Raw genomic sequence first — 25644 nt, 5'->3', positions numbered from 1 at the left:
TTGAAGGTCCAAGATGAAAAGAACATTTTTTGCAATCCTGAGCGTTGCATTCTTATTTTTGCTGGCCTCCTGCGAGGAGCGAACAGTTGGCGCAGCCGTGGTGGGGTTTAATCATACGAAAGACAAGTCCATCTACATGTTCGCTGTAAATGGAGCACCGGGGCCCAACGTCGATCCGGAAAGTGGAGGAGGCAAGTCCATGTGTTGCATCAGCCTGCCTGCTGAATGGCGTCCTGGCATGCGGGTCAAGATCTGGTGGCAGTACAGCCGCAAGAACCAGGGAGATCCGCAACCGCCGTCAAAGCAGGTTGAACTCGACGTCCCTCAATACGGACGAAGAGTGGGCGATATCCATGTGCATTTTTATGACCAGGACCAGGTGAAGGTTGTTGTTTCCAATTGCCAGCCAGGCCACCCATTTTACCCAATGGACGAAAATTCTCTTCTGCCATGGAAGACCAAAGGAACGAAAGAGGAGTATTTGGAGTGGGAAAAAAAAGCAAGGGAAAGTCATGACTGTTAACATCCAGCCCGCAAAAAATCCGGAACTGTTTAGTACCAGGTCCAGGTTTCGCCCACTGAGCGCCATGGAGACCATGCAGCGTGTGAAAGCGCTGACCGCCGTTAAGTCCAAAGAAGAAGTGAAGCGGTGCTCCGGGCAAGTATTTATCGGCATGTTTTTTGACGGCACGGGAAACAATCGCGAAATCGACTTCGTGGCCGCACAAAATGATCCGTCACAACAGAAACACAGTAATGTGGTACGGCTTTTCCACACGTTCAGGGCCACCAAGGAGGGGGCGGACAAATATTACGCCGGCTATGTACCTGGCGTCGGGACGCCGTTCAAAGATATCAGCGACACAGGCGGGAAAATGGGCAAATCCATGTCCTGGAATGGCGAGAAACGGATAGTCTGGAGCATGTTCGAGGTATTGAACTTCATCAGCCGATACGTTTCGGATGATCTTCTTTTGCCACGCGACCAGCAAAACAATATTTCAAATAATCTTGGCGGCCTCGGGTCGATGGCAATTTTGCGCAACAGTGCCTTCAATGTCTGGACCTCGCGGCTCAAGACCAAAATAGAAGGCCGAAGGAGCGGCTACTCGTTCCCCGAGCAAATCAATCTTTCAGTCTTCGGCTTTTCCCGGGGCGCAGCGGAAGCGCGCGCCTTTGTCAATTGGCTGTTTGATATTTGCGAGGAACGGAATGGCCAGCACTATCTGGCTGGCGTCCCACTACACGTGAATTTCCTGGGTATCTTCGATACCGTTGCTTCGGTTGGGATCGCTAATGCTTACGCAGGAGGGCTGTTGGCTGCGGATGGCCATCAATCCTGGGCTGACGACAATATGCAGGTACACGCCAGTGTCCAGAATTGCTTGCACATCGTCGCCGCACACGAAGTACGTTCGACGTTCCCCATGGATTCCGTCAGGATCAATGGCAGCTATCCTCCCAACACAACTGAGTACGTGTACCCAGGGGCACATTCCGATGTTGGCGGCGGGTATTCGCCTGGTGCGCAGGGGAAAACTGACCAACTGGCCCGAATTGCCGGCTTCGAGATGTATTGTGCAGCGTTGGCCGCAGGCGTTCCCCTGAATAACGTCAAAGAGCTTGACGTCGACGTCCGGAATGCGCTGTTGCCATCGCAAGCTGCTGTCGATGCATTCAATTCGTACATGGCACACGCCAAAGTCCGGCCAGCGCCTGTCGAGGAGATGCTTCGGCAGCATATGGCACATTACTTTACGTACCGCTATCAGGCACGCTTTTCGCCCGGCTTATATCCGAACTCAAGTCATTACTACTCGCGCAAGTTCTATAAAAAAGCCACCGCTGAGCGGGAATGCCTGCGTGATTCCCAGCAGCACTTTATGGCGATCATAGGGCTATCCGCCGAACGGATGGAGAAACTCCAAAAAGAAAAGAGCTGGGGTGACCATCCGTTCCCGCAACCTTTCAGAAGTATTTTCAACCCGAAACAAGAAGATTCACAAATCCCAGTGTTGATGCCGCAAAAGCTGTTGGAGCGGGGTGCCGCGATTGTCGATTCTCGCGAGGACGTTACCAACGACATACTGGCATATGGCATCCAGAAAAGTGTTGAAAAGTGGCACAAATGGCTGGAGGACAACGATTACGCCTACCTCGTCGATGAGGATGCGCCGGAGCGCGATATATTGAGCGTTTTACGGACTTTGAGCGATGTACCTCAGCCGCGCGAGGTCGTCGAGTTCATTGATCATTGGGTCCATGACTCCATGGCGGGCCTGGCCTTCGACGGGATGAATGAATTTCTGGCCAATGGTACTGGACTGGCGAAGTTCCGCAGGGTTTATTTTGGCGACGACGAAGACGAGATCGTTCGAAATGCTGCAAGCGAAGCGAACGACAAAGCGATGAAAATCGTGAAAGCGAAACGCCACGAAAAGAAACAATGGAAATTGGATGCGGCGGAGTTCGCCCGCACCAGATCATGAGGCTTGGCCACATCGATGTGTTACTGACGCCAGATTCCCCCGGGGGCGCCAGTAAAGAACTACGTCGCTGGCGGTCGACCTATGAAACGAGGCTACCGGCGGAAATTCCTTCCAAGCCTGGATTCTGTTCGAGCTTCGGCTTCTTCAATGAAGAAAAGGGGCCGATTCCGACCACAGAAAAGAAAATTCCGTTCCGCCTGAAACAATATCCGAATCTGCTGTTCTACCTGGAATTTAAGCCATCGAAAACGCCAGCTCAAACAACTTCGCAGCGCTGGCAGCGGACGTCCCATGGCGCCCAGCGCACCACGGCAGCGAAGGCCGGCAGCATGCCAAGCCAACCGCCCTGGGCTCGCAGAGCGCGATTGTGGTCGGCGAAAACGGCCAGGACCTGCCGCAGGGTGGCAACGAGATTTATTGCGACCGGCTTGGCCGCGTGCGGATCCGCTTCCACTGGCAGCACTCCGCCGACGCCACGTGCTGGGTGCGCGTCGCACAACGCTCGGCCGGCGGTGGCATGGGTAGCCAGTTCCTGCCGCGCATCGGCCAGGAAGTGCTGGTGCAGTTCCTGGAAAACGATATCGATCGTCCGCTGGTGATCAGCGCCCTGTACAACGGCCAGGGTGAAGGCGGCGTGCCGCACACGCCGGGCGGCGAAGCGCGCGAACAGGGGGCGGATGCCTTCGGGCAGGCGCATGACCACGCCGTTTCGGGGCAGGGCAACCTGGCGGGCGGCCATAGCCCGGCATGGCACGGTGCGGCAGGCGGCAGTCCCGGCCACCGCAATGCTGCGGCCCAGTGGGGCGTGCGCAGCAAGGAATTCGGCGGCGAAGGCTATAACCAGCTCCTGTTCGACGATACCGACAACCAGGGCCGGGTCCAGATGCGCACCACCATGGCGGCGACTGAACTGAACCTGGGGCACCTGGTGCACAGTGCCGACAATTTCCGCGGCAGCTTGCGCGGCCAGGGCGCGGAATTGCGCAGCGATGCCTACGGCGCGGTACGCGCCGGCGCCGGTTTGCTGGTCACCAGCTACCGCATCCAGCATGGCGCCGGGCAGCGCGATCCGGCCGGCGACAATGCGGCCGGCATCGCGCTGGTCAAACAGGCGGTCAAGCTGGCGCAGACCTTCAGCGATGCGGCCGTCAAGCACCAGACGGTCGGCATGGCCGCCCACCTGGGCGCCCGCAAGGCCAAAGCCAGCGCGCTGGATGCGAAGGAGGCGCCGTTGCAGGCGCTGCTGACGTCCGTTTCCGGCATGGTCGGCGAGCGCCATCTCGATGCCGCGCACAACGACGCCGGCAAGCGCAAGACAGCGCCGGGCGCCGGCCAGTTGCCGCATGTCAGTGATCCGCTGGTCGCGATTTCGGCCAAGGACGGCCTGGCGATGACGGCGGCCAGGGACTTGCAAATCGCGGCAGGCGAGGTGGCGGTTGTCGCCAGCGGCCAGGATAGCCAGTTCGCCACCGGCGGCCAGCTGCGCGTGCACACTGTGCAGGCGCTCGGCGTGCTGGGCGGCGCGGTCGGCCCTGGCGAGCAGGATATCGGCGTGCAGCTTATTGCCGCCCGCGATCCGGTCGACGTCCAGGCCCAGGCCGGCGCCTTGGCTGTGCAGGCACTCGGCATGGTCGACGTGAAGAGTTCCAACGCCCACATCGACTTTGCCTCGGCCAAGAAAATCAGCCTGTCCACTGTGGGCGGCGCGAATATCACCATTGACGGCGGCAACATCACCATCCAGTGTCCCGGCAAGATCACGGTCAACGCCGGGAAAAAATCCTTTATCGGGCCCGCCCGCAGCAATTACCCGATGGCCTCCTTGCCGCGCTCGGAGATGAAGATCAAGAAAAAGTACGCTTTCTCGTCTTAAATTGTTTAGTTCAAGTGATTATTAGTCCCCCGTTTTTGCCGACGCGCCCCGACAATGCCGATGATGCCAGTTACGTGGCTGCCGCGATGCCACCGGCGACAGTCAACTGCCCTGCCAGTAGTGTTCCAGAAGGTAGCTTCCCGGTCAGCCTGAACCTGGGCTGGCACGGCGGGGTGCACCTGCACGCGCCAGCCCAGGCGAGTGCCGCCTTGCCGGTGTGCGCCATTGCCGATGGTGAGATTGTTTATGCCCGCCGCCCGACCAGGCCGGTTGCCGAGCCGACCCACGCGTTGAATTACAACCCCTATGGCGATACACCGTCATGGACCGATGACGGCATGCTGATCGTGCGCCACCGCACCGAGATCGGTGCCGGCGCGAATGCCGAGGATATCGAGTTCTATTCCGTGTTTGCTCACCTGTCCGAATTGCGCGGCAACGCACTTACGGTTGCTGGCGGTGGCGCCACTACCGCGCAGCGACGCATTTTCCGCAAGGATGAAATCGGTCTGGCAGGGCGCATCTATAACGCCGCAGACCATATTCATATGGAGATCGTTTGCGATGACGCCAATCTCAATAAACTGGTCGGACGCCGAACCGGCACGCTGCCGCTGACTGCCGATGGGCGCGGGGATGCCGTGTATGGCGAGGTATATTTCCATGTTCCGGCCGGCGCGGCCCTATACGGTGGTGAGGAGCCTGAAAGCAATATCATTGCTCCGGCAACGGCCGCAATCGAAACGACGGCGACGGATCTGATCATTGGCATCCGCTATGCCAGTGGCGATGGCGCAGCCGACCAGCGCGGCAGTGCTTGGCTGACTACATATCAACCCGATGGAACTATCGTGGGCGTTCCGATGCTGGACCGTAACGCTGATTATGATTTGTATGATCGCGCGCTTGCCGTCAACGAAGTGTATGCGAAGGCGCATGAGACTGTGCGCCCTGCACCAAGTGCCGTTTATGAAATTTTCCGTTTCGGACGTTTGTTGAATGGTTCCCCTGAAACCCTGGCGCCTTCGAATTGCCCGCATTGGCGCCGGGTACAGGGTATTCAGCAAGCGGGCTGGATTAATCTTGCTGCAGCAGGAATTAGAAAATTCAGCGACGCAGACTTCCCTGACTGGAAGGGATGGCGTCTGATTGATGACGACACCGACGATGATAGCCGTGCTGAATCTGCCTTGCTCCGGTCGCTCATTGAAGACGCCAGCAGCGCTGATGGCCAGTTGACGCGAGAAGAGCTTATCGCACGCATGAATATCCAGGTAGTGCGCGACGCTCTGGCCAAATGTGTGTGCAAGTTTCCCAGTGAATGGAATCGAGATAGCATTGATGCTCGTTGGGGCTGGCTACAGTCGGACCCCGAATACGGTCTGGATGACGAATGCTGGAACAACCTGCGCAGCCATATTTCTGCCCTGACGGTGCCTGTCGCCGAATTGCCAGGACCACTGGTTGCGGCGCACTGGCATTTTCACCCACAACAATTCATCTTTCATTTCCGTAAATGCCAATGGCTTAGTGCACGCGAGTTCAAACAGATGGTGCCCTGCCACGCAATGCGGCGAGTTGGTCCAAGCTCGATGTTGTGGGAGCAGGTGCAGCCTAACCTGACTGGCGCCACTTCGATTGCCGTTACCCAGCGCGTAGGATTGAACCGGACGGCACGCAAATATGGCATCAATTCTCCAATGCGACTGGCATCGTTCTACGGTAATGTGATCCAGGAAAGCCAATGGTTGAGCCGATTGTCAGAGGGTGGTGGTTCAGAGTATTGGTATGCCCCTTGGTATGGGCGCGGCTTTTTGCAGTTGACCCACTCAAGTAACTACCTCGATTATTGGAGCTTCCGCGGCAGGCGCGTGCCGGCGGCGTTGGACGTGGCACTGAGGGCTGCGCTAAAAGTCCAGGCGGATCTTCAGGTAGCACTGCGAAGCAATGTGACTCTAGCCGACGCAAATTTCCCGCAGTTGACCTCGCAAATTCTTGGCTGGCGTGAGGAAGTGCGCGGAGTTTCAATGGCCGGGTCGACGGATTCGGCCTACGCGCCATCGGATACTGCTGGCTTTTACTGGGCGAAGCTGCAAATGGCCATGTACGCAGATGTTGACCACGAGCTGGAGAGAAGGGTAATTATCGCTGGAGGAGCGACCAGGGTCTATTATCGTAGCCCCAGCTTCTGGAAGGCTTCGGCAGCAGTCAACCTACCGAGGCGCATCGACGATCTGTATGCGTCCAGTTTGAACGGCTTCGATGCGCGCTGCGTTGCCTACGCTTGCTCCCTTGCCGTATTGTCGGAAATGAAGTTCCCGAACGGTGCAGGCGGGGGAAGTTTCGCCTTCCCAGAAGGCTATGAATTCAGGAGGGCTTAAAGAATGAACAGCGTGTATGTATTGTTAATGTTATTGCTGTGTGGATGCGCTAGTGCAGAGCCGAGCTTGGAATCATCTGCTATTCAAGAAGTGTCGGTGCCAAACCGTTTTCGTAAGGAACCGGCATGCGTCGTTAAGCTGCCTCGGACGAAGGCTGTTTGTTCCGTTAAAGGCTGTTCCATGCCACTGACAAAGGGCAGCACACTGAAATCGCTCGAATTGACTTTCACCTGTGTGCCAAAACTTTCGCCGACCGGATTTGACAATGCCGCGGATTATGCCAAGTTGGTGCCCCTGCGCGCGCGCAACGCCTATGGGGACATGTTACTAATTGACGATATTGAAGGCGAACCGGAAGAACGAATGCGACAACTGGACTTTTGCCTTTACGGGAAAGAAGCCAATTTTTGCGGCGGTGCGAATGTGTTGCGTTTGATCGACGGCGAGAAGGCAGACGCAACTGCCGATATCAAGGCGTTCATCGAAAGCATCGAGTTGCGGGATGGGACATTGTGACGTTTCCAGGCTAACGCTGCGCTCTCCAATGCATTAACTGTGACGTTGATGCACTGTCGCAAGCATGACGGGCGCGGAGGCGTAGCCCAGGTCAGCGGAAGCCCAAGTTTCTGGCGCGCATCGGCCGAGGTTAACTTGCGGTCTTGCGTGAATGATCTATATGCGATGGCGCTTAACGGATTTGATGCGCGCTGTGTGGCCTATGCCTGCGCACTTGCCGTACTGTCGGAAATGCGATTCCCCAACAGCGGCGGAAATCAGTCGTTATCCTTCCCTGAAAATTATGACTATAAGAGGACCTGAAGATTGAAAGGATTGTCTTTTTGGTTATCGTTTTTGCTGTGCGGTTGCACTGTGGCGGCGCCTTTAGTACCTCCGGTCATGCAGGTAGTCACGGTTCCAAACCACTTTGACGATGAGCTGTTCTATGCCCGCTGCGGAAGGTAGCAGTCTTCATTCGATTGAACTGAATTTTGACTGTTTTCCCAAGCGGTCTCCGACCGGATTTGATAATCCGCCAGAGTACGTCAAGGTGCAATCACTTCGTGCGCGCAATTCCGTGGGACTTCTGTCGCTGGTCGATGACACCGAAGGCGAACCGGAAGAACGCCTGAGAGATCTGGGCTTTTGCCTTTACGGGGGCAATGGTGACCTTACCCAACCTGGTCGACCAAAGCCCTCCATGTATCGTCAAGCTTCCAGCGGCCCTCGATCAATGCACGGAAAACATGTGCAAACTGTCGCTGCCGAAGGGGGCAATTCTGGATATTCATTTGTCTTGCTTACCCCCCAGGTTCGCTAACCGGAATCGAAAGGCCGCCTCCAGAAGCTTGGGAGGAGTCGGTTCGCGTTGGTGATTCCAACGTCAATATGTTGCTGGCGGATGGCTATCGAGGCACGCCCGAAGAAGGGATGCGGTCGCTCGGTTTTTGCTTCATCGGCATGGAAAACTATTTTTGTGGCTCCACCATGACGCCAAAATTGAAACGCAAGGCAAGGCGCGATGCCACGGAAGCCGTCAAGGCCTTCATCAAAGGCATTGAATTTCGAGAGGCGTTTCCATCTCCGCGTGTCCCAAAGCCTTGAAAATCCTTGCCCAACGCTGCCCTGGTCAGCGACCAGTTGATTGGGATGGCCGCCAGTTCGCATACTTGCGGTCAATCGCGGTCGAGGTACCGTCTTTCACAATCTCCGCCATAGCCGCCGACATCGCGGCGATCTGCGCGTCCGGCACCGCCTTGTTGCAGGCCAGGTAAGCGCGCGAGGTGTGGAAGGTGAGCAGGGGCACGATTTTGCCAAGCAGCCCTTCCTGTGCCAACACGCCGTTCGCCAGCTGGTGGCTGGTCACCCACAGGTCGATGCGCCCCCCGAGCAGCTTGCGCGGGTTGGAGAAATTATCCGGCGCCGTATCCACCGTGAAGCCGCGCGCCACCAGGTACTGGGCACGCACGTCGCCGTTGTAGCCGCCGATGCGCAGGTGCCTCGCGTCATCCAGCGTGGCCAGCTGGAACGGCGGCTTGGCCAGGCCGTACAGCGTCCAGTCCACCTCGCGCAGCGGACCGACCCATTTGAACAAGGTTTCCCGCTCCGGCGTACGGGAGGTGGAAAACACACAGGAATCGGGCGTGCGCAGCGCCAGTTCGTAGGCGCGGCGCCAGGCCATGATCTCGATGGTGTAGCCGATGCCGGCGCGCGCCATGATTTCTTTCACCTTGTCGGGCGAGATGCCGACAATCCTTTCACCTTCGCGCATGATGTCGGGCGGCGTGTACTCGGTAAACAGCTGGAGCGAGGCCGCTGGCGCTGCCAGGGGGAGCGCCAGGACTGTTGCGGCAAGGTGCAGCTTGGGAGTCATAGTCAGCCAATCATGTGCGCCTTGGCGGGTGAAGTCAATCAAAGTAAAGGGCCTTACTTGTGTCCTCGAATAATTGCTGGTACAACATTACTAGTAGCGCAAATCCAACAATTAATCAGCAACTGGAGAACCACATGAAACGACGCGCCCTCATCACCGCACTGGCATGCCTGCCCCTGTTCGGCGCCGGCCTCGCGCAGGCACAAAGCTACCCGACCAAGCCGATCACCATGATCGTGCCGTTTGCCGCTGGCGGGCCGACCGACACCGTGGCGCGCCTGCTGGCGCAATCCATGGGCACCAAGCTGAAACAGCAGATCATCGTGGAAAACGTCGGCGGCGCCGGCGGCACGATCGGCGCTGCGCGCGCCGCCAAGTCGGCGCCGGACGGCTACACCATCTTCCTGCACCACATCGGCCATTCCACCGCGCCGTCGCTGTACCGCAAGCTGAGCTACAACGCCATCGACAGCTTCGAGCCGATCGGCCTGGTGACCGACGTGCCGATGACCGTGGTGGCGCGCAAGGACTTCCCGGCCAAGGACTTCAAGGAGTTCCTGGCCTACGTGAAAACCAACAAGGCCAAGGTCACTTACGCCAATGCCGGCCTGGGTTCGGCATCCCACCTGTGCGGCATGCTGTTCATGTCCGCCATCCAGACCGACCTGACCACCGTGCCATATAAAGGCACCGGCCCGGCCATGAACGACCTGCTGGGCGGCCAGGTGGACTTCATGTGCGACCAGACCACCAACACCACCAGCCAGATCAAGGGCGGCAAGATCAAGGTCTACGGCGTCACCACCAAGACCCGCGTGCCGTCGATGCCGGACGTGCCGACCCTGAATGAAGCCGGCCTGCCAGGCTTTGAAGTGGCGGTGTGGCATGGCATGTATGCACCGAAAGGCACGCCGAAGCCAGTGATCGATTCCCTGGTCGGCGCGCTGCAGGTGGCGCTGAAAGACCCGGCGGTCAAGCAGCGCTTCGCCGACCTGGGTACCGAGCCGGTCGACACCAAGCGCGCCACGCCGGAAGCCCTGCGGGCGCACCTGAAGGCCGATATCGACCGTTGGGGCCCGATCATCAGCAAAGCCGGTGTTTACGCTGATTAAGCGCCGAGCAAGGAGAATCTGATGTCTTCCGCAATCCGCCACCCGAAGGATTTCTGGATCGGGGTGATCTTTATCGCCATCGGGCTGGGCGCCGTGTTCACGCGCGGCGACCTGGCCATGGGCACCTCCGTCCGCATGGGACCGGCGTTCTTTCCGGTCGTGCTGGGCATCCTGCTGGCCGTGATCGGCGCAGCAGGCGTGCTGCGCTCCTTCTTCCGCCACGGTGAGCCGATGGAGAAGCTGCACCTCAAGCCGCTGGCCCTGGTCAGCGTGGCCGTGGTGCTGTTCGGCATCCTGATGCGCGGCGCCGGCCTGGTGCCGGCCGCCGCCGTGCTGGTGCTGGTCAGCGCGTATGCCAGCCCGAAGTTCCGCTGGAAAGAAGTGGCACTGCTGGCCATCGGCCTGGCCGGCTTCGCCTATGTGCTGTTCATTAAATTGTTGGGATTGCCGATACCTGCGCTCGGCCCCTGGCTCGGTTTCTAGGGAGCAGGCATGGAAATTTTAAGCAACCTGGGTCTGGGTTTTGAAACAGCCTTCACCCTGACCAACCTGCTGTACTGCCTGATGGGCGTCTTCATCGGCACTGCGGTCGGTGTGCTGCCGGGCCTGGGCCCGATCGCCACCATCGCCATGCTGCTGCCGGCGACCTTCGGCCTGCCGCCGGTGGCGGCGCTGATCATGTTGGCCGGCATTTATTACGGCGCCCAGTATGGCGGCTCCACCACCGCCATCCTGGTCAACCTGCCGGGCGAATCATCCTCGGTGGTGACAGCCATCGACGGCTACCAGATGGCGCGCAATGGGCATGCCGGCAAGGCGCTGGCGACGGCGGCTTTGGGCTCCTTCTTTGCCGGTACGGTGGCCACCGTGGTGGTGGCATGTTTCGCACCGCCATTGGCCGACCTGGCGCTGAAGTTCGGCCCGGCCGACTACTTCTCGCTGATGGTGCTGGGCCTGGTGGCGGCGGTGGTGCTGGCCAGCGGTTCGCTGCTGAACGCGATCGGCATGGTGATCCTGGGCCTGCTGCTGGGCATGATCGGCACCGACGTCAATTCGGGCCAGCAGCGCTATACCTACGATGTGCCGGAACTGGCGGAAGGCATTTCCTTCGTGATCGTGGCCATGGGCATGTTCGGCATCGGCGAGATCGTGCGCAACCTCGAGCATGATGAGGACCGCCATATCCTGATGAAGAAAGTGTCGGGCTTGATGCTGACAAAGGAAGACTTCAAGCGCATCCTGGCGCCGGTCTTGCGCGGCACCTTGCTCGGCTCGGCGCTCGGCATCCTGCCGGGCGGCGGCGCCATGCTGGCGTCCTTCGCCTCCTACTCGATCGAGAAGAAGGTGTCGCCCAATGCCAAGGAGTTCGGCAAGGGCGCCATCGAAGGGGTGGCGGCGCCGGAATCGGCCAACAACGCCGGCGCCCAGACTTCCTTCATCCCGATGCTGACGCTGGGCATCCCGTCCAATCCGGTGATGGCCCTGATGATCGGCGCCATGATCATCCAGGGCATTACGCCGGGGCCGGCGGTGATGACCGAGAAACCGGAGCTGTTCTGGGGCCTGATCGTGTCGATGTGGTTCGGCAACCTGTTCCTGGTGGTGCTGAACCTGCCGATGATCGGCCTGTGGGTGAAGATGATCACGGTGCCTTACCATCGCCTGTTCCCGGCCATCCTGCTGTTCTGCGCGATCGGCGTGTTCAGCCTGAATAACTCCCAGTTCGATGTCTGGCTGATGGCGCTGTTCGGGGTGTTCGGCTATATCTGCGCCAAGCTCGATGCCGAGCCGGCGCCGATGCTGCTCGGCTTCATCATCGGTCCGATGCTGGAGGAGTACCTGCGGCGCGCCATGACGCTGTCGCACGGCGATCCGATGGTTTTCCTCAACCGGCCTATCAGCGCCACCCTGCTGGCGCTGGCAGGCCTGGCGCTGGCGGTGGTGCTGTCGCCCGCCTTGCGCAAGAAGCGGGAAGAAGCTTTCCACGAAGAGTGAGAGAAAGATAACAACGCCCGGTTCGCCGGGCGTTGTTTCGTTGTGGCCCGACAACGCAGCAGCGGCCTTTATTCAACTGCTTAAAGCGCAGGCAGGGGTGGGTGACAAAGGGTGAGATTCCTGGCGAGGGTGCTGTCTATACTGAAGATTCTCAGTGGCAACACCTTCCCTTCAGGAGCTCACCCAAAATGAACAGCCCAGCCCTCCAGCAAAGCCAGCTGCAAGAAGTCGAACTGCAGGCCATCAACGCCGCGCTCAATCGCGTCCAGGCCGTCATCGAATTCCAGCTCGATGGCACCATCCTGCACGCCAACGACAACTTCCTGAGTGCGGTCGGCTATACGCTGGATGAGGTGCAAGGCCGCCACCATTCGATGTTCTGCGACAGTGCCTTTGCCGCCAGCGAACCCTATAAACAGTTCTGGCAACGCCTGCGCGGCGGCCATTACGAACAAGGCGAGTACAAGCGTGTCGGCAAAGGCGGGCGCGAGATCTGGATCAATGCATCCTATAACCCGGTGTTCGATGCCGATGGCAAGCCTTATAAAGTAATCAAGTTCGCCACCGACATCACGGCCAGCAAGCTGCGCAACGCGGAATACGAGGGCAAGGTCAGCGCGATGGACAAGGCGCAGGCGGTGATCGAGTTCGACATGGGTGGCCACGTGCTGACCGCGAACAGCAACTTCCTCGATGCGATGGGCTACTCGCTGGACGACATCAAGGGCGAGCACCACCGCATGTTCTGCGAGACCGAATACGCGTCCAGCGTCGATTACAAACGCTTCTGGCAAAAACTGAACCGCGGCGAATTCGACGGCGGCCGCTACAAGCGCGTCGGCAATGGCGGCAAGGCGATCTGGATCCAGGCCACCTACAACCCGATCCTCGACATGAACGGCACGCCTTTCAAAATCGTCAAGTTCGCCAGCGACATTACCGAGCAGGTGATGATGGAGCAGGGCATCAAGGACAAGGCAGCCAGCGATGCGGCCAAGATTGAACGCTTGCTCGATGCGGTGGCGCGCGCGGCAAAAGGCGACCTGACGGCCGAAGTGCCGCTGGCCGGCGATGAGCCGCTCGACCAGCTGGGCGCCGGCATCGGCAAGATGATGGGCGACTTGCGCGGCGTGATCGGGCAGGTGGTGATGTCGGCCACCGCCTTCGCCGACGACGCCGAGGAGATCGCCAACCGCGCCGGCGTGGTGGCGGGCGGCTCGCAGGAGCTGGGCGCGACGGTGGAGGAAATGAATGCCACGGTGGACGGCCTGACCCGTTCCATCGATGCGATTGCCACCAGTACCGGCCATGCCAATGAGCTGGCCAAGTCCACCCAGGACGAGGCCGAGGCGGGCGCCAAGGCAGTGGCGCGTTCGATCGAGGCGATGGACCTGATCAACCGCTCGTCGGAAGACATCGGCGAGATCGTGAAAGTGATCAGCGATATTGCCAATCAGACCAATATGCTGGCCTTCAATGCGGCCATCGAAGCGGCGCGCGCAGGCGAACATGGGCTGGGCTTCTCGGTGGTGGCAGACGAGGTGCGCAAGCTGGCTGAACGCTCTTCGCAGGCGACCAAGGAGATTTCCAAGCTGATCAGCGAGTCGGTGAAGCGGGTCAACACCGGCACCGCCATCTCGCACCAGGCCAGCGAAGCCTTCGACCGCATCGTGAAGGGCGTCGGCAAGACCAGCGAAGCGATTGCCGAGATCTCGCATGAAGCCAGGGAGCAATTACTGTCGGCGCGCGAGGTGAGCGTCGCCATCAACCATATCGCCGAAGCGGCCGAGCAATCGGCCGGCAGCTGCGACAGCATTGCTTCGTCCACTTCCAGCCTGAATTCGCGCGCCGGGGAATTGAACAAGCTGGTCGCCGGTTTCGTGGTGTAAGCCATGGAAGCCTTGCGTGTGGTATCGGCGCCGCCGCAGGCGGACGCCGGGGCAGCGATCGAACTTTTCGGCTCCTTCCTGCTGGGCGGGGACGAGTTCGCGCTGCCCGCACTGTGCATCCGGGAAGTGGTTAATTTCCCCGAGCGCATGACCAGCCTGCCGCTTGCCCCGCCTTACCTGGAAGGCATGTTCACCTTGCGCGGCAGCGTGATCCCGGTGGTGAACCTGGGGCGCTTGTTCGATCCGGCGGCGCCGGCGGCCGAAGCGTTGAACAAGATCGCCATCATCGACTACCAGGATGCGCAGGTCGGTTTGCTGGTTCACGCAACCGGTGAAATCCTGCGCGTGCGGCCCGAACAACGCAGCCGGTTGCGTTATGCGGAGGGTTCGGCACAAGGGGTAGTAGCCGGCACCATTTTGCTGGAGGAGGGCAGGCGCCTGGTCCAGGTGCTCGACATCGAGCGCCTGGTGCGGATCGAGAACGTGCCGCAGGTGCAATCGATGCGCGCCAGCGGTGCGGAAACGCGGCGCCAGTTGCGGGTGGTCGGCGAGCGCCGCCATGCGATCAGCTTCCGCGCTGCCGGCGCCCGCTTTGCGATGGAGATGAAGGCGATCCAGGAGATCGTGCGCGTGCCGGAACTGTCCGAATCGATCCTGGCCAGCACCCTGTGCCGCGGCCGCATGCAGTTCCGTGGCATGCAGGTGCCGGTGGTGGATTTTGCCGCACTGGCCGGCGGCCAGCCGGCGCTGGCCGATGCCGGGCAGCGCATCCTGGTGGCCCACATCGGCGAGGCAACGCTCGGATTCCTGGTCGACGAGGTGGAAAGCATCCTGCATTTCAGCAGCGATGAAGTGCTTGCCATTCCTTTGCTGAGCAAAGAGCGCAGCGCCATGTTTGCCGGTTGCGTGGCGCGCGCCGGCGAGGAGGATGTGATCCTGCTGGACCACGATGGCATCTTCTCGCGCAGCGAGATCGGCGAGATGGACCTGGGCCATCGCCAGCTTTACCCAGCGCAAGCCAGGCCGGCGGCAGCGGGCCAGCGTGCCGGGCGCAAGGTCTACCTGAGCTTCCGGGTCGGCGAGCTGTTCGCACTGGAATTGAAGCAGGTACGCGAGATCATCGACCATGCCGGCGACATCAGCCATCCGCCAGGCATGCCCGACTACCTGTGCGGCGTGCTGAACCTGCGCCAGCAGCTCATCAGCCTGGTCGACTTGCGCCGCCTGTATGGCATGGCAGCGGGCGAAGGCGCAGGCAAGGTGCTGGTCATCGAGCGGGAAGAAGGGCGATACGGCCTGCTGGTCGACGCGGTGGCCGACATCGTCACGGTCGATGACGGCAAGCGCTTCGCCGCGCCCTCGCTGATGAAGACCTCGGCGATTGCACAAGGCTTGTCGGCCGAATCGAACGAGGTGGTGGAGCTGCCGCAAGCAGATGGAAGCACGCACAGCACCTGTTTGCTCGATCTGGAACGCGTGATGAAGCGAATTTTGCATGTCGCGTAATCGCGACGAAAAAAAATTTTCAAACGCATCATTCAGTCGCCCCGTTCTCGCGCCCAAGCGCGGACCGGGGCGCTTCAGTTTTTATACAGCCTTTATCTAAAGGCGTTATGCGAAGGTGGCCGGCAGCGCGATGGTCGATCGCAGCGCGCGAGGTGCTCGCGAAGCGCGATTCAATGTGCGTGAACTCGCAGATCGACGCAAAAAAAGAAGAAGAAAATCATTCGTGCTGGTTGCGCATCGACAAGCTTTCGTGTACTTTGCGAACTTGAAATCGCGTGAATTTGCAAGCACAGTTTTTTGAGTGTGTTGTTACCGCAAAAATCGAAAAATAATGGGAACCAAAAACGCATACATATGCTGAAAGACCACACGACGACAGCGAAGCCGCTCACCTGATCCCCCCGATCAGGCCGGGCGGTTTTTTCTTTGAACGCTGGTCGTATCACGTGGCCCGACGAGGGGTCGAGGAGCTGAATTCACGCCCCACCCGCGCAATCGTCGCGACAAAGAATTTGAGTCCTGCGCTGCCAAGCACCGGCGCAGGAATCGATGGCTGAAGCGCTGCACTTGTGAGGAGGTGCAGCAGTTCAGCTGGGTGCAGAATTCATTAGCGCAAACCGCAACCCTGTTTGTGCCGATGAATAATTCGCCTGGTCCAGCGCAGGGCCGGACGGGTTTTAAATTTATGCGTGGATCTTTCCCATCCCAGATGAAGGAGAACTAAAAATGGCAACCGCCGCTAAGAAGAAACCAGCAGCCGCTAAAGCAGCTGCTCCAGCAAAGAAAGCTGCCGCTAAGCCGGCCGCTAAAGCCGCAGCTAAACCGGCTGCTAAACCAGCCGCTAAGAAAGCCGCTGCCAAGCCAGCCGCTAAACCAGCCGCTAAGAAAGCTGCCGCTAAGCCAGCAGCAAAACCAGCAGCTAAGAAAGCCGCCGCTAAACCAGCTGTGAAGAAAGCCGCTGCTAAGCCAGCAGCAAAACCAGCAGCCAAGAAAGCAGCAGCTAAACCAGCAGCGAAGAAAACCGTCGCCAAGGCAGCAGCTAAGCCAGCAGCTAAAAAAGCAGCCGCTAAACCAGCAGCTAAAAAAGCCGTCGCTAAAAAAGCAGCAGCTAAGCCAGTAGCGAAGAAAGCTGCAGCTAAGCCAGCAGCCAAGAAAGCCGCCGCCAAACCAGCAGCTAAAAAGACCGTAGCTAAAGCTGCTGCCAAGCCAGCCGCCAAGAAAGCCGCTGCCAAGCCAGCAGCCAAGAAAGCTGCTGCCAAACCAGCTGCCAAGAAAGCTGCTGCCAAGCCAGCTGCCAAGAAAGCCGCTGCCAAGCCAGCTGCCAAGAAGGCTGCTCCTAAAGCTGCTGCCAAGCCAGCCGCTAAGAAAGCTGCTGCCAAGCCAGCTGCCAAGAAAGCCGCTGCCAAGCCAGCTGCTAAAAAAGCCGCTCCTAAAGCCGCCGCAAAACCAGCTGCCAAGCCTGCAGCTAAAAAGGCCGCCCCAAAAAAAGCCTCGGCTAAGCCAGCAGCTAAGCCAGCTGTTGCGCCAGTAGCCGTAGCACCGGCTGCAGCTCCTGCTGCAAAACCAGCTGCCCCTAAAAAGGCCGCTGCCAAGAAACCTGCTGCTCCTAAGAAGGAAGCTGTGAAGCCAGCTGCCGCACCAGCACCTGCTGCTGCAGCTCCAGCTCCAGCCGCCGCTCCGGCAGCAAAAACCGTGATCGCCCCGGCAGCCGCCTGGCCGTTCCCGACCAGCACCCGTCCTGCCTAAGCCCTTAAACGCTTAGTGCCGAATGGCGAAGACACCGCTGTGTGAGACAATCGCACAGCGGTTTTTTTATTTGGAGTGAACTCGTGTTTAGTATTCTTAAGCTGATCGTCGATGTCGCCGCCGGCCTGCTTGGCGGTGTGCTCTTGCTGCGATTCTGGATGCAGGCTATTCGCGTCCGCCCGCCTTCGTCGGTGGCACAGTTTACTTTTCAATTATCGGACTGGCTGGTGCGCCCGCTGCGCCGCATCGTCCCCGGGATGGGGGGGTATGACTGGGCCAGCCTGATTGGCGCTTTCCTGATTGTGATCCTGGCGACTTCGGTGCTGTTCCTGGTCGGCGCCACACCGGAGGTTGTACTGCTGGCAGCCTTGCAGCGCTTCCTGGAATGGATACTGTTCGGCTTTATGGCGCTGCTGATCGTCGAAGCGATTTTCAGCTGGGTCAATCCGCATGCCCCGCTGGCGCCGTTCGTGCGCGCGTTGAACGACCCCCTGCTCAGGCCTATCCGCAAAGTGGTGCCGCTGGTTGGCAACCTTGACCTGTCGCTGCTGGTGGCCCTGATCCTGCTGCAAATCTGCCAGATCCTGCTTGGCATGCTGTTCGGCCGATGAGCCGTTCGTGGTACTCCCCGCTGCCGGGCGGCGTGCGCCTGGCGGTGCAGATCCAGCCGAATGCGAAAAAGACCGAAGTGGTCGGGGTGCTGGAAGATGTGCTGAAGATCAAACTGGCCGCGCCACCCATCGAGGGGAAGGCGAATGAGGCGCTGGTGAAATGGCTGGCCGGGGCCCTGGGGGTGTCGCGCAGCGCGGTGACGCTGACGCATGGGCAGACCAATAAGAAGAAACTACTTGAGGTGACTGGGGTGACGCTGGAGGATGTTGGCCGGCTTTTAAACCGGTAAACCAGTGTCTGACCCAAGGGTCAGACACTCCCCGGAATTGCCGGGTTTAGAAACGGTACCCGAACGCCGCCTCAAATTTGTCGGCAATCTCCGCAGGGGTGAACACGTGGTTCTGCGCCCCTTTGGTGACGATCTTGATCGCGCCCAGCAAGCTGGCAAGCCGGCCAGTCGATTCCCATCCCAGGTCGTTGACCAGACCAAACAGCAAGCCAGCGCGATAAGCATCGCCGCAGCCGGTCGGGTCCAGGTCGAGCGACGAATCCACCAGTACGGCAGGAATATCAATCCGCTTGCCCTGGGTATAAATCTCCGAACCCTTCTCGCCACGGGTCACGATCAGCGCCTCCAGCTTCGCCGCGATATCCGGAATCGTCAGGCCGGTACGCGACATCAGCAGCTCGATCTCATAGTCATTGCAGGTTACATAAGTGGCCTGCTCGATGAAGCCGATCAGCTGTTCAGGCGTGAACATCGGCATCTGCTGGCCCGGATCGAAGATGAACGGGACACCCAGGCGTGCCAGGTCTTCTGCGTGCTTCAGCATGCCCAGGTGGCCATCCGGCGAAATGATCGCGATGCGGGCCGGGCCGGCTTTCTCGATCGGGTTCTCGTGTGCGAAAGACATGGCGCCAGGGTGGAAGGCGTTGATCTGGTTGTGGTCTGCATCGGCGGTGACGAAGCACTGCGCGTTGTAGGCATCCTTCTTGATCAGGATATTGTCGGTCGAGATGCCGAGCTTCTGGAAGCGTTCCAGGTAGGCCGCGCAATCCTGGCCCAGCACGCCGACAATGCGCGGGTCGCCGCCCAGCATCTTGAGCGAGTAGGCAATATTGCCGGAGCAGCCGCCAAACTCGGTGCGCATGGTCGGCACCAGGAAGGATACATTGACCTTGTGCAGCTGGTCGGCCAGCAGCGTGTCGCCGAAACGGCCTTCATATTGCATGATGATGTCGATGGCCAGGGAGCCACAGACAAGCGCGGTTTTAGTCATAGTATTCTTAAGGGTAGAAAATGGCGATGTGATAGCCGGAAGCTTTGAGCTCTTTTAGTTCGAAGTACAGTTTAATGCTTTGCTCGCTGCGCGGGCCGAAGCCTTTTTCGGCGTCGGCAGGCGACGGCAGGTATTCGCCCGGAGCGAAGACGCGGCGCAGCACCGGCTTGTCGGCGTTGTCGTTCAGGGTCAGCTCGACATGCGGCCAGGCTTGCGGGGTCTTGGACTGGTTGCGCAGGACGGTGCTGAAGCTGAAAGTGTTTTCAGTCATGCTGGCCAGTTCGCCCGGTTCGACGCTAAGTGCGTCGAGCTGGGTTGGCAGGGCGATCTTGCAGCCCAGCGGCTGGCACACTGCGGCCAATGCCGGCTTCAGTTGCGGGTAGTTGGCGGCCAGCGTGTCGCGGAAGGTGGTCGCGGCTTGCAGCACCAGCCCGGCCAGCAGTATCGGGACGCCGAGCGCCATCGTGATCGTGACGGCCTTGCCATATTTCTGGCTGCGGTCGACGCGCTTCACGAAATTCAGGTCGGAGTGGTCTAGGTCCCCGGCGTTGGCGTCGGCTTTGGCTTCAGCTTCGTCAACGCCGGCGATGGCGCGCATGCGGGCGGCGATTTCTTCGGCGCTCGCTTCAGCTTCCGGGCCGTTTTCTTCGATGGCGAAGACGTCATGTTCTGCGCCCGGGGGGCTGGCGTCGCGGCGCGATTTGGCGCGTTTCAGGGCGCGTTCGCGGCGCGACCTGGCCGGCGGTTCGACCGGTTCGAGCACTTCGTCGTCGGTGACGGACGCACCGTCATCCGGGGCGTCCGTGTTGACGGCTGCTACGGCGTGCAGGGCGGTTTCGTCGGGCTCGGCCAGGCTCCACGGCTCGCCAGCCGCTGCTGCGTCGGCCGCGGCCCATGGTTCGGCGTCAAGCGGCGGCCCGTCCAGGCTATCTGCCTCGGCCGCTGCGGCTGGCGCGTCGGGCGCGGACCTTTCGTCGGACGGCAGGTCTTCAAAATGGTGCGCGTCGTCGAGGGCGGCGATGACCAGGTGTTCCTGGGGCGTGTGGAGCGAGGGCTCGACGCGGCCGTCAGGGTGCGTATTGTCGGCTGACCATTGGTCGATGGCATCCAGAAGGGAGGTGCCGGTGCGCTCGCCCGTTTCCCCAACCGCGATGTCGTCGATTGCCAGCTCTGGCTCGGCGGGCGCTGTGGTTTCCAATGCAAGCGCATCATCCAACGGGCCCAAGTTCTCTTCTGCCGCATGCCCCGGCTCGGCGGGGGTTTCGTCTTGATGCTCAACGTGTGATGGCGTTTCGAATGCGAGTGCTGCATCCGCAAGGAGCGCGGTCTCGCCGGCGGTTTGCGCCGGCTCGGCGAGGAATGCTTCGCCTGGCAGCTGTGCTTCGATTGCGGCAGGTGAATCCGCGTGATCGGGCGGCGATGGCGCTTCAAAAGCAAGTGCACCTTCCGCCGTGGGCTGGGCCTCTTCGGCAACGTACACTGGCTCGAGGGGGATTTCTTCTTCCAGCGGAGACGCGTCGGCGTCGGCTGGCGACTCCACATGGTCTTCCGGCAACAAGGACTCGACGGGTGTTTCGTCGCGATACGAAGGCGCTTCAGCTTCGGCCGGCAAATCCGCGTGGTCGACAGGCGACGTCGCTGCGATTGCGAGGGCCGGTTCCGACGGAAGCGTGTTTTCTTCGGCCGCCGGCAAAGATTCGGCGAGTGTTTCGTCGCGATGGGGTTGCGCTTCCACGACCGGCGAATCTGCCAGGGCGGCCGGCGTTGCCACGGCAGCTTCATTGACTGCCTGCGGCGCGTGCCCGACGGAATCGGACAGGGGAGCGGCTGCCGGTGTGCCTGTAACGGCCGGCGGGACAGGAACGACTGGAGATACCGCCTCCTCGATGGAGGCTGCAACTGGTAGCGGTGGCGGCGCAGGCGCGAATACCGGGCGCGCTGTGGGTGCGGCCGGTGCCGCGGCAGCCGGTGTCGTTTTTGTAGTGGCCGAGAAGGTGATATCCGGCGACAGTACGTCCGGATGCCAGGCCGGGGCAGCCGGGGACGGGGCTCTATCCGGCGGCGGAGGTGCCAATGGTGTCGACGCTTCTGCCGTTGCCGAGAAGATATCGTCTGGCGCCACCAAGTCGGCCAGCGACGACAGGCCGGCAGGCGACCGGGCCCGTGACGGAAGCGACACGGCGGCGGTATCGGGTACCAGCGGAGGCGATGGTTCGGCCGCGGCAGTGAACGTGGCGTCGGGCGACACGACATCGATCAGCGAGCGCGAAGCTGGCGATGACGGCGTTCGAGTTGCCGGCGGCAACGCAGCCGGCACCGAAGCGGGTGCCCTTGGTGCCTCAGCCGCGCGCGACGGTGCGGCCTGCTGCGATTGCGGCGCAGCATGCGTGGTCGCAGCCGCGAAGGCGCGGGTCACGGCGGCTATGGCGATGTCGTCAGGCGAAGGCGCTTTGGCTGGCGGTTGGGCGGCAGCGGGTGCCGGCTCGGCGACAGGCAAGGAGCCGGCCACGCTTGACGTCGCGCCGCTCGCGGGTGCGGTAGCGGAGCGCCAGACGGCAGGCGACGCAGCTTCAGCAGCCGGCACGGCAGCGCGCGGGGCTTCCTTGGGCGGCTCGCCGGCCAGAGGCGCAGCGACAGGCGTTTCGGCGAAATCGATCTCGAAATCGACCGGCGAACCATGCACATAGTCGGAAATCGCCGGCTTCGCAGGCGGCGCATCGGCAACTACATCGGGAATGACAGGAGTCGGCTTGGCCGCCGGTTCAACCAGGGCAGCATTGCCATCGAAAACCAGCGCGCAGGAGCCGCAACGGACAATGCCCCCGCGTAGTTTCAGTTGGTCAGCCGCGACCCTGAAGATCGTACTGCAATGGGGGCATTTAGTGGCGAGCGCCATCAGTCAGGGAAAAACCTTATGCCAGCGTGCCGGACAGGCACACCCAGCCTTCGTGCTCAGCCCAGACGCTCAGTTTGATGAACGGCGCGTAAGCCGCCGCGACTTCTTCCGCCTGGCGCGCCAGCACGCCGGACAGCACCAGCGAACCACCCGGCGCCACGCGGCCGGAAAGCATCGGTGCCATCAGCTTCAGCGGCGAGGACAGGATGTTGGCCACCACGATATCGAAACGCTGCGCAGCAAACGCCGACTCCGCGAAATCATCCGGCACGAAGTACTGGATATCTTCCACGCGGTTGCGTACCGCATTGTCGTTGGCAGACACCACAGCCTGTGGATCGATATCCACGCCGGCAACGGTGGTAGCGCCCAGCTTGCGCGCCACCATGGCCAGGATGCCGGAACCGCAACCGTAGTCCAGCACCGATTTGCCTGGCGCCGGATGGGCCTCCAGCCATTCCATGCACAGCTTGGTGGTTGGGTGCGAACCGGTACCGAAGGCCAGGCCCGGGTCCAGTTCCAGGATCAGCGCGGACGGATCCGGCGCTTCATGCCAGCTCGGCACGACCCAGATGTTCTTGCCGATATGGATCGGCTCAAATTGCGACTGGGTCAAACGCACCCAGTCAGCGTCCTCCACCTTGCGGGTGGTGAACTTGGGCAGGTGAGCCAGCCCGATCGCGCCGGCGGCAGCCGCCACGATCAGGGCCTGGTCTTCCTCGTCATCGGTCAGCGCGACCACGCGGCTATGATCCCATGCCGCTTCGGTCGGCTCCATGCCCGGCTCGCCGAACAGGGGTTTTTCGGCGTCGGTGCCTTCATCGGCATCCTCCACCGACACCGACAGCGCGCCCGCATCCATCAACGCTTCGGACAGGGCCTCAGCGTGTTCACGGGCTACTTCGATGACGATTTCAGTCCAGCTCATATTATTACTACCTGCCTTATTTACCTGCTTTTGGCATTTCTGCCAGTCGTTGTTCAAGATAGTGGATGTTGGTGCCGCCTTCGATGAAGCGCGCATCGACCATCAGCTCGCGGTGCAGCGGGATGTTGGTCGAAATGCCTTCGACCACCATTTCCGACAGAGCGATCTGCATGCGGCGGATAGCCTGCTCGCGGGTTGCGCCGTAAGTAATGACCTTGCCGATCATCGAATCGTAGTTCGGTGGTACAAAGTAACCCGCATAGGAGTGCGAGTCAACACGCACGCCTGGGCCACCCGGAGTATGCCATGCAGTGATGCGGCCTGGCGACGGGGTGAACTTGAACGGATCCTCGGCATTGATACGGCATTCGATGGCGTGGCCGGACAGCAGCACGTCGCGCTGGCGGAAGCGCAGCTTCTCGCCCGCGGCAATGCGGATCTGTTCCTGCACGATGTCGATACCGGTGATCATTTCGGTGACCGGGTGCTCAACCTGGACGCGGGTGTTCATTTCGATGAAATAGAACTCGCCGTTTTCATACAGGAATTCGAAGGTGCCGGCGCCACGGTAGCCGATCTTGCGGCAAGCTTCGGCGCAGCGGTCGCCGATCTTCTCGATCACCTTGCGTGGGATGCCGGGGGCCGGTGCTTCTTCGATCACCTTCTGGTGGCGGCGCTGCATCGAGCAGTCGCGTTCGCCCAGCCAGACTGCGTTCTTATGTTCGTCGGCCAGGATCTGGATTTCCACGTGGCGCGGATTCTCCAGGTACTTCTCCATATAGACTTCCGGATTGCCGAAGGCGGCGCCGGCTTCCGATTTGGTCATGGTGACCGCGTTCAGCAGGGCAGCTTCGGTATGCACCACGCGCATGCCGCGGCCACCGCCGCCGCCTGCGGCCTTGATGATGACCGGATAGCCGACTTTGCGGGCGATCTGCACGATGACTTTCGGATCATCCGGCAGGGCGCCTTCGGAACCTGGCACGCAAGGCACGCCGGCTTTGATCATGGCGTGCTTGGCCGACACTTTGTCGCCCATCATGCGGATCGATTCGGCGCGCGGGCCGATAAAGACGAAACCGGATTTTTCCACGCGCTCGGCAAAGTCCGCGTTCTCGGACAGGAAGCCGTAGCCTGGGTGGATCGCTTCCGCGTCGGTCACTTCGGCCGCGGAAATAATGGCCGGCATATTCAGGTAGGACTGGGCCGAAGGAGCAGGGCCGATGCAGACGGATTCGTCGGCCAGCTTCACATACTTGGCGTCACGGTCGGCCTCGGAGTGCACGACCACAGTCTTGATGCCCAGTTCGCGACACGCGCGCTGGATGCGCAGGGCGATTTCACCGCGATTGGCAATAAGGATTTTTTCAAACATGGCAGCTTCTATGTTTGTGTGGAAAGGGGAGGTTGTGTTGGCTGCCTGGGTATCCATTGCAGCCATGGCCCGGCTTTAGCCGATCACAAACAATGGCTGGCCGAATTCGACCGGTTGGCCGTTCTCGACCAGGATCTGGGTGATGGTGCCGGACTTGTCGGCATCGATCTCGTTCAGCAGCTTCATCGCTTCGATGATGCACAGGGTGTCGCCCTCTTTCACGGTGGCGCCCACTTCCACGAAGGCTGGGTTGCCAGGTGCGGAAGCGCGGTAGAAGGTACCCACCATCGGGGACTTGACAACGTGGCCGGTTGGCTCGGCGGCAGCTGGAGCGGCGGCAGGCGCGGCAACCGGTGCGGCGACGGGAGCGCCGGCAGGTGCGTAATGGGTTGGCGCTTGCGACGGCATCATCATTACCTGGTTTTGGGCCAGACCGCCGGACTTGACGATGCGAACCTTGCTTTCGCCTTCGGTCACTTCCAGTTCAGCGATGTCCGACTCTGCTACCAGGTCGATCAGCGTCTTCAGCTTGCGTAGATCCATGTTGTTGGCTCCCTTGTTCTATCTATTATGTTGACGGTTACTTTGATGCCGCCTTATGGGCGGCATCGCGTTAGATGTGCGCAGATCGCGGTAGATTACTTGCTTTTTAAGGCAAAGTCGATGGCGAGACGATATCCCTCGATACCAAGCCCGCAGATCGTCCCCTGTGCGATTGCGCTGAGATAGGAATGGTGGCGGAACTCCTCCCGCCGATAAATATTCGAAATGTGTACTTCAATAAAAGGAATCGCTACGCCTGTCAATGCATCGCGCAGTGCGACGCTGGTGTGGGTATAGCCTCCCGGGTTGATGACGATGAAATCCACGCCCTCGGTTCGGGCTGCGTGGATGCGGTCAATCAACGCTCCTTCGTTGTTGCTCTGGAAACAGGCGAGCTGGGCCCCGGCGGTCCTGGCCTGTGCCTGCGCAGCCTGTTCAACGTCTGCCAAGGTGCTGGCGCCGTAAGTTTCAGGCTCGCGCGTCCCCAACAAATTCAGGTTGGGGCCATTAAGTAGCAACAGCTTCGATGCCATGATTCCCTGACCATTTTCCGCGAAAGTTCCGCATTTTGCCGCCATCTACGAGCATTGGCAAGAGAAAATAACTTGGCGGAAGTTAATAGAACGGTCGTTCGGCGACCGGCTTCCA

At 60.4% G+C, this 25644-nt stretch carries 21 protein-coding genes; 13 read left to right on the top strand and 8 right to left on the bottom strand.

The window, feature by feature from the left end; genetic code table 11:
• Positions 1 to 13 precede the first annotated feature (13 nt).
• The 5 genes from ASE26_RS30275 to ASE26_RS30930 all read left to right on the top strand — a co-directional run bounded on the left by ASE26_RS30275 (position 14) and on the right by ASE26_RS30930 (position 8345).
• Positions 14 to 523 carry a DUF3304 domain-containing protein gene (locus tag ASE26_RS30275; protein ID WP_082591470.1) on the top strand — a complete coding sequence of 170 codons (510 nt, stop codon included), beginning with the start codon at positions 14 to 16 and terminating at the stop codon, positions 521 to 523.
• Positions 513 to 2489 carry a DUF2235 domain-containing protein gene (locus ASE26_RS24695; RefSeq protein ID WP_082591469.1) on the top strand — a complete coding sequence of 659 codons (1977 nt, stop codon included), beginning with the start codon at positions 513 to 515 and terminating at the stop codon, positions 2487 to 2489. Before ASE26_RS30275 ends, ASE26_RS24695 begins: the two co-directional genes overlap by 11 nt.
• A 367-nt stretch (positions 2490 to 2856) precedes the next feature.
• On the top strand, positions 2857 to 4362 hold the full coding sequence (locus tag ASE26_RS24690) for a type VI secretion system Vgr family protein (RefSeq protein ID WP_057247108.1): 1506 nt from the start codon (positions 2857 to 2859) through the stop codon (positions 4360 to 4362).
• 2561 nt (positions 4363 to 6923) lie between these two features.
• Positions 6924 to 7259: a hypothetical protein gene (locus ASE26_RS24680; RefSeq protein ID WP_057247106.1), complete on the top strand. Its 336-nt coding sequence runs from the start codon at positions 6924 to 6926 to the stop codon at positions 7257 to 7259.
• Positions 7260 to 8129: 870 nt separating this feature from the next.
• Positions 8130 to 8345, top strand: coding sequence for a hypothetical protein (locus tag ASE26_RS30930; RefSeq protein WP_156397965.1), 216 nt, complete (start codon positions 8130 to 8132; stop codon positions 8343 to 8345).
• Between the two features lie 25 nt (positions 8346 to 8370).
• Here the strand turns inward: ASE26_RS30930 and ASE26_RS24675 are convergent, their stop codons facing one another.
• The gene (locus tag ASE26_RS24675; RefSeq protein ID WP_057247105.1) at positions 8371 to 9114 is read right to left on the bottom strand and encodes an ABC transporter substrate-binding protein; all 744 of its coding nucleotides are present in this window, start codon (positions 9112 to 9114) and stop codon (positions 8371 to 8373) included.
• 134 nt (positions 9115 to 9248) lie between these two features.
• Between ASE26_RS24675 and ASE26_RS24670 the strand changes: the two genes are divergently transcribed.
• The 5 genes from ASE26_RS24670 to ASE26_RS24650 all read left to right on the top strand — a co-directional run bounded on the left by ASE26_RS24670 (position 9249) and on the right by ASE26_RS24650 (position 15616).
• Positions 9249 to 10226 (top strand): tripartite tricarboxylate transporter substrate binding protein BugD, encoded by a 978-nt coding sequence (locus tag ASE26_RS24670; RefSeq protein ID WP_055929283.1) that lies wholly within the window; start codon positions 9249 to 9251, stop codon positions 10224 to 10226.
• Positions 10227 to 10247: 21 nt separating this feature from the next.
• On the top strand, positions 10248 to 10709 hold the full coding sequence (locus ASE26_RS24665; RefSeq protein WP_055929286.1) for a tripartite tricarboxylate transporter TctB family protein: 462 nt from the start codon (positions 10248 to 10250) through the stop codon (positions 10707 to 10709).
• 9 nt (positions 10710 to 10718) lie between these two features.
• Positions 10719 to 12221, top strand: coding sequence for a tripartite tricarboxylate transporter permease (locus ASE26_RS24660; RefSeq protein ID WP_055929289.1), 1503 nt, complete (start codon positions 10719 to 10721; stop codon positions 12219 to 12221).
• Positions 12222 to 12409: 188 nt separating this feature from the next.
• Complete coding sequence (locus ASE26_RS24655; RefSeq protein WP_057247104.1) at positions 12410 to 14110, top strand: methyl-accepting chemotaxis protein; 1701 nt, start codon at positions 12410 to 12412, stop codon at positions 14108 to 14110.
• Positions 14111 to 14113: 3 nt separating this feature from the next.
• Positions 14114 to 15616, top strand: coding sequence for a chemotaxis protein CheW (locus tag ASE26_RS24650; protein ID WP_055929295.1), 1503 nt, complete (start codon positions 14114 to 14116; stop codon positions 15614 to 15616).
• Between the two features lie 683 nt (positions 15617 to 16299).
• Here ASE26_RS24650 and ASE26_RS31275 read toward each other — a convergent pair.
• Complete coding sequence (locus ASE26_RS31275; RefSeq protein WP_200953787.1) at positions 16300 to 16941, bottom strand: hypothetical protein; 642 nt, start codon at positions 16939 to 16941, stop codon at positions 16300 to 16302.
• A gap of 295 nt (positions 16942 to 17236) precedes the next feature.
• Between ASE26_RS31275 and ASE26_RS31885 the strand changes: the two genes are divergently transcribed.
• From ASE26_RS31885 to ASE26_RS24640, 3 genes are all read left to right on the top strand, one after another.
• The gene (locus ASE26_RS31885; RefSeq protein ID WP_255356994.1) at positions 17237 to 17362 is read left to right on the top strand and encodes a hypothetical protein; all 126 of its coding nucleotides are present in this window, start codon (positions 17237 to 17239) and stop codon (positions 17360 to 17362) included.
• Positions 17363 to 17463: 101 nt separating this feature from the next.
• Positions 17464 to 17973, top strand: a complete 510-nt coding sequence (locus ASE26_RS24645; RefSeq protein ID WP_055931743.1) for a YggT family protein — start codon at positions 17464 to 17466, stop codon at positions 17971 to 17973.
• Complete coding sequence (locus ASE26_RS24640; RefSeq protein WP_055929302.1) at positions 17970 to 18263, top strand: DUF167 domain-containing protein; 294 nt, start codon at positions 17970 to 17972, stop codon at positions 18261 to 18263. The genes ASE26_RS24645 and ASE26_RS24640 overlap by 4 nt, the downstream gene beginning before the upstream one ends.
• Before the next feature lie 46 nt (positions 18264 to 18309).
• On the opposite strand, the gene ASE26_RS24635 is transcribed toward ASE26_RS24640, so the two are convergent.
• The 6 genes from ASE26_RS24635 to aroQ form a co-directional block, all read right to left on the bottom strand.
• Complete coding sequence (locus ASE26_RS24635) at positions 18310 to 19254, bottom strand: carbohydrate kinase family protein (protein WP_055929304.1); 945 nt, start codon at positions 19252 to 19254, stop codon at positions 18310 to 18312.
• A gap of 7 nt (positions 19255 to 19261) precedes the next feature.
• On the bottom strand, positions 19262 to 22150 hold the full coding sequence (locus tag ASE26_RS24630) for a DUF3426 domain-containing protein (RefSeq protein WP_057247103.1): 2889 nt from the start codon (positions 22148 to 22150) through the stop codon (positions 19262 to 19264).
• A 16-nt stretch (positions 22151 to 22166) separates the two neighbouring features.
• The gene (prmA, locus tag ASE26_RS24625; protein WP_057247102.1) at positions 22167 to 23078 is read right to left on the bottom strand and encodes a 50S ribosomal protein L11 methyltransferase; all 912 of its coding nucleotides are present in this window, start codon (positions 23076 to 23078) and stop codon (positions 22167 to 22169) included.
• A gap of 16 nt (positions 23079 to 23094) precedes the next feature.
• Positions 23095 to 24453: an acetyl-CoA carboxylase biotin carboxylase subunit gene (accC, locus tag ASE26_RS24620; protein ID WP_055929314.1), complete on the bottom strand. Its 1359-nt coding sequence runs from the start codon at positions 24451 to 24453 to the stop codon at positions 23095 to 23097.
• Positions 24454 to 24528: 75 nt separating this feature from the next.
• The gene (accB, locus tag ASE26_RS24615; protein ID WP_055929317.1) at positions 24529 to 24996 is read right to left on the bottom strand and encodes an acetyl-CoA carboxylase biotin carboxyl carrier protein; all 468 of its coding nucleotides are present in this window, start codon (positions 24994 to 24996) and stop codon (positions 24529 to 24531) included.
• A 95-nt stretch (positions 24997 to 25091) separates the two neighbouring features.
• Positions 25092 to 25529: a type II 3-dehydroquinate dehydratase gene (gene aroQ / locus ASE26_RS24610; RefSeq protein WP_057247101.1), complete on the bottom strand. Its 438-nt coding sequence runs from the start codon at positions 25527 to 25529 to the stop codon at positions 25092 to 25094.
• Between the last annotated feature and the right edge of the window lie 115 nt (positions 25530 to 25644).

The organism is Duganella sp. Root198D2, from assembly GCF_001428585.1.
GTDB lineage: Bacteria > Pseudomonadota > Gammaproteobacteria > Burkholderiales > Burkholderiaceae_D > Rugamonas.
Note: the sequence above shows the minus strand (reverse complement) of the source record. Positions and strands in the feature narration are given on the sequence as shown.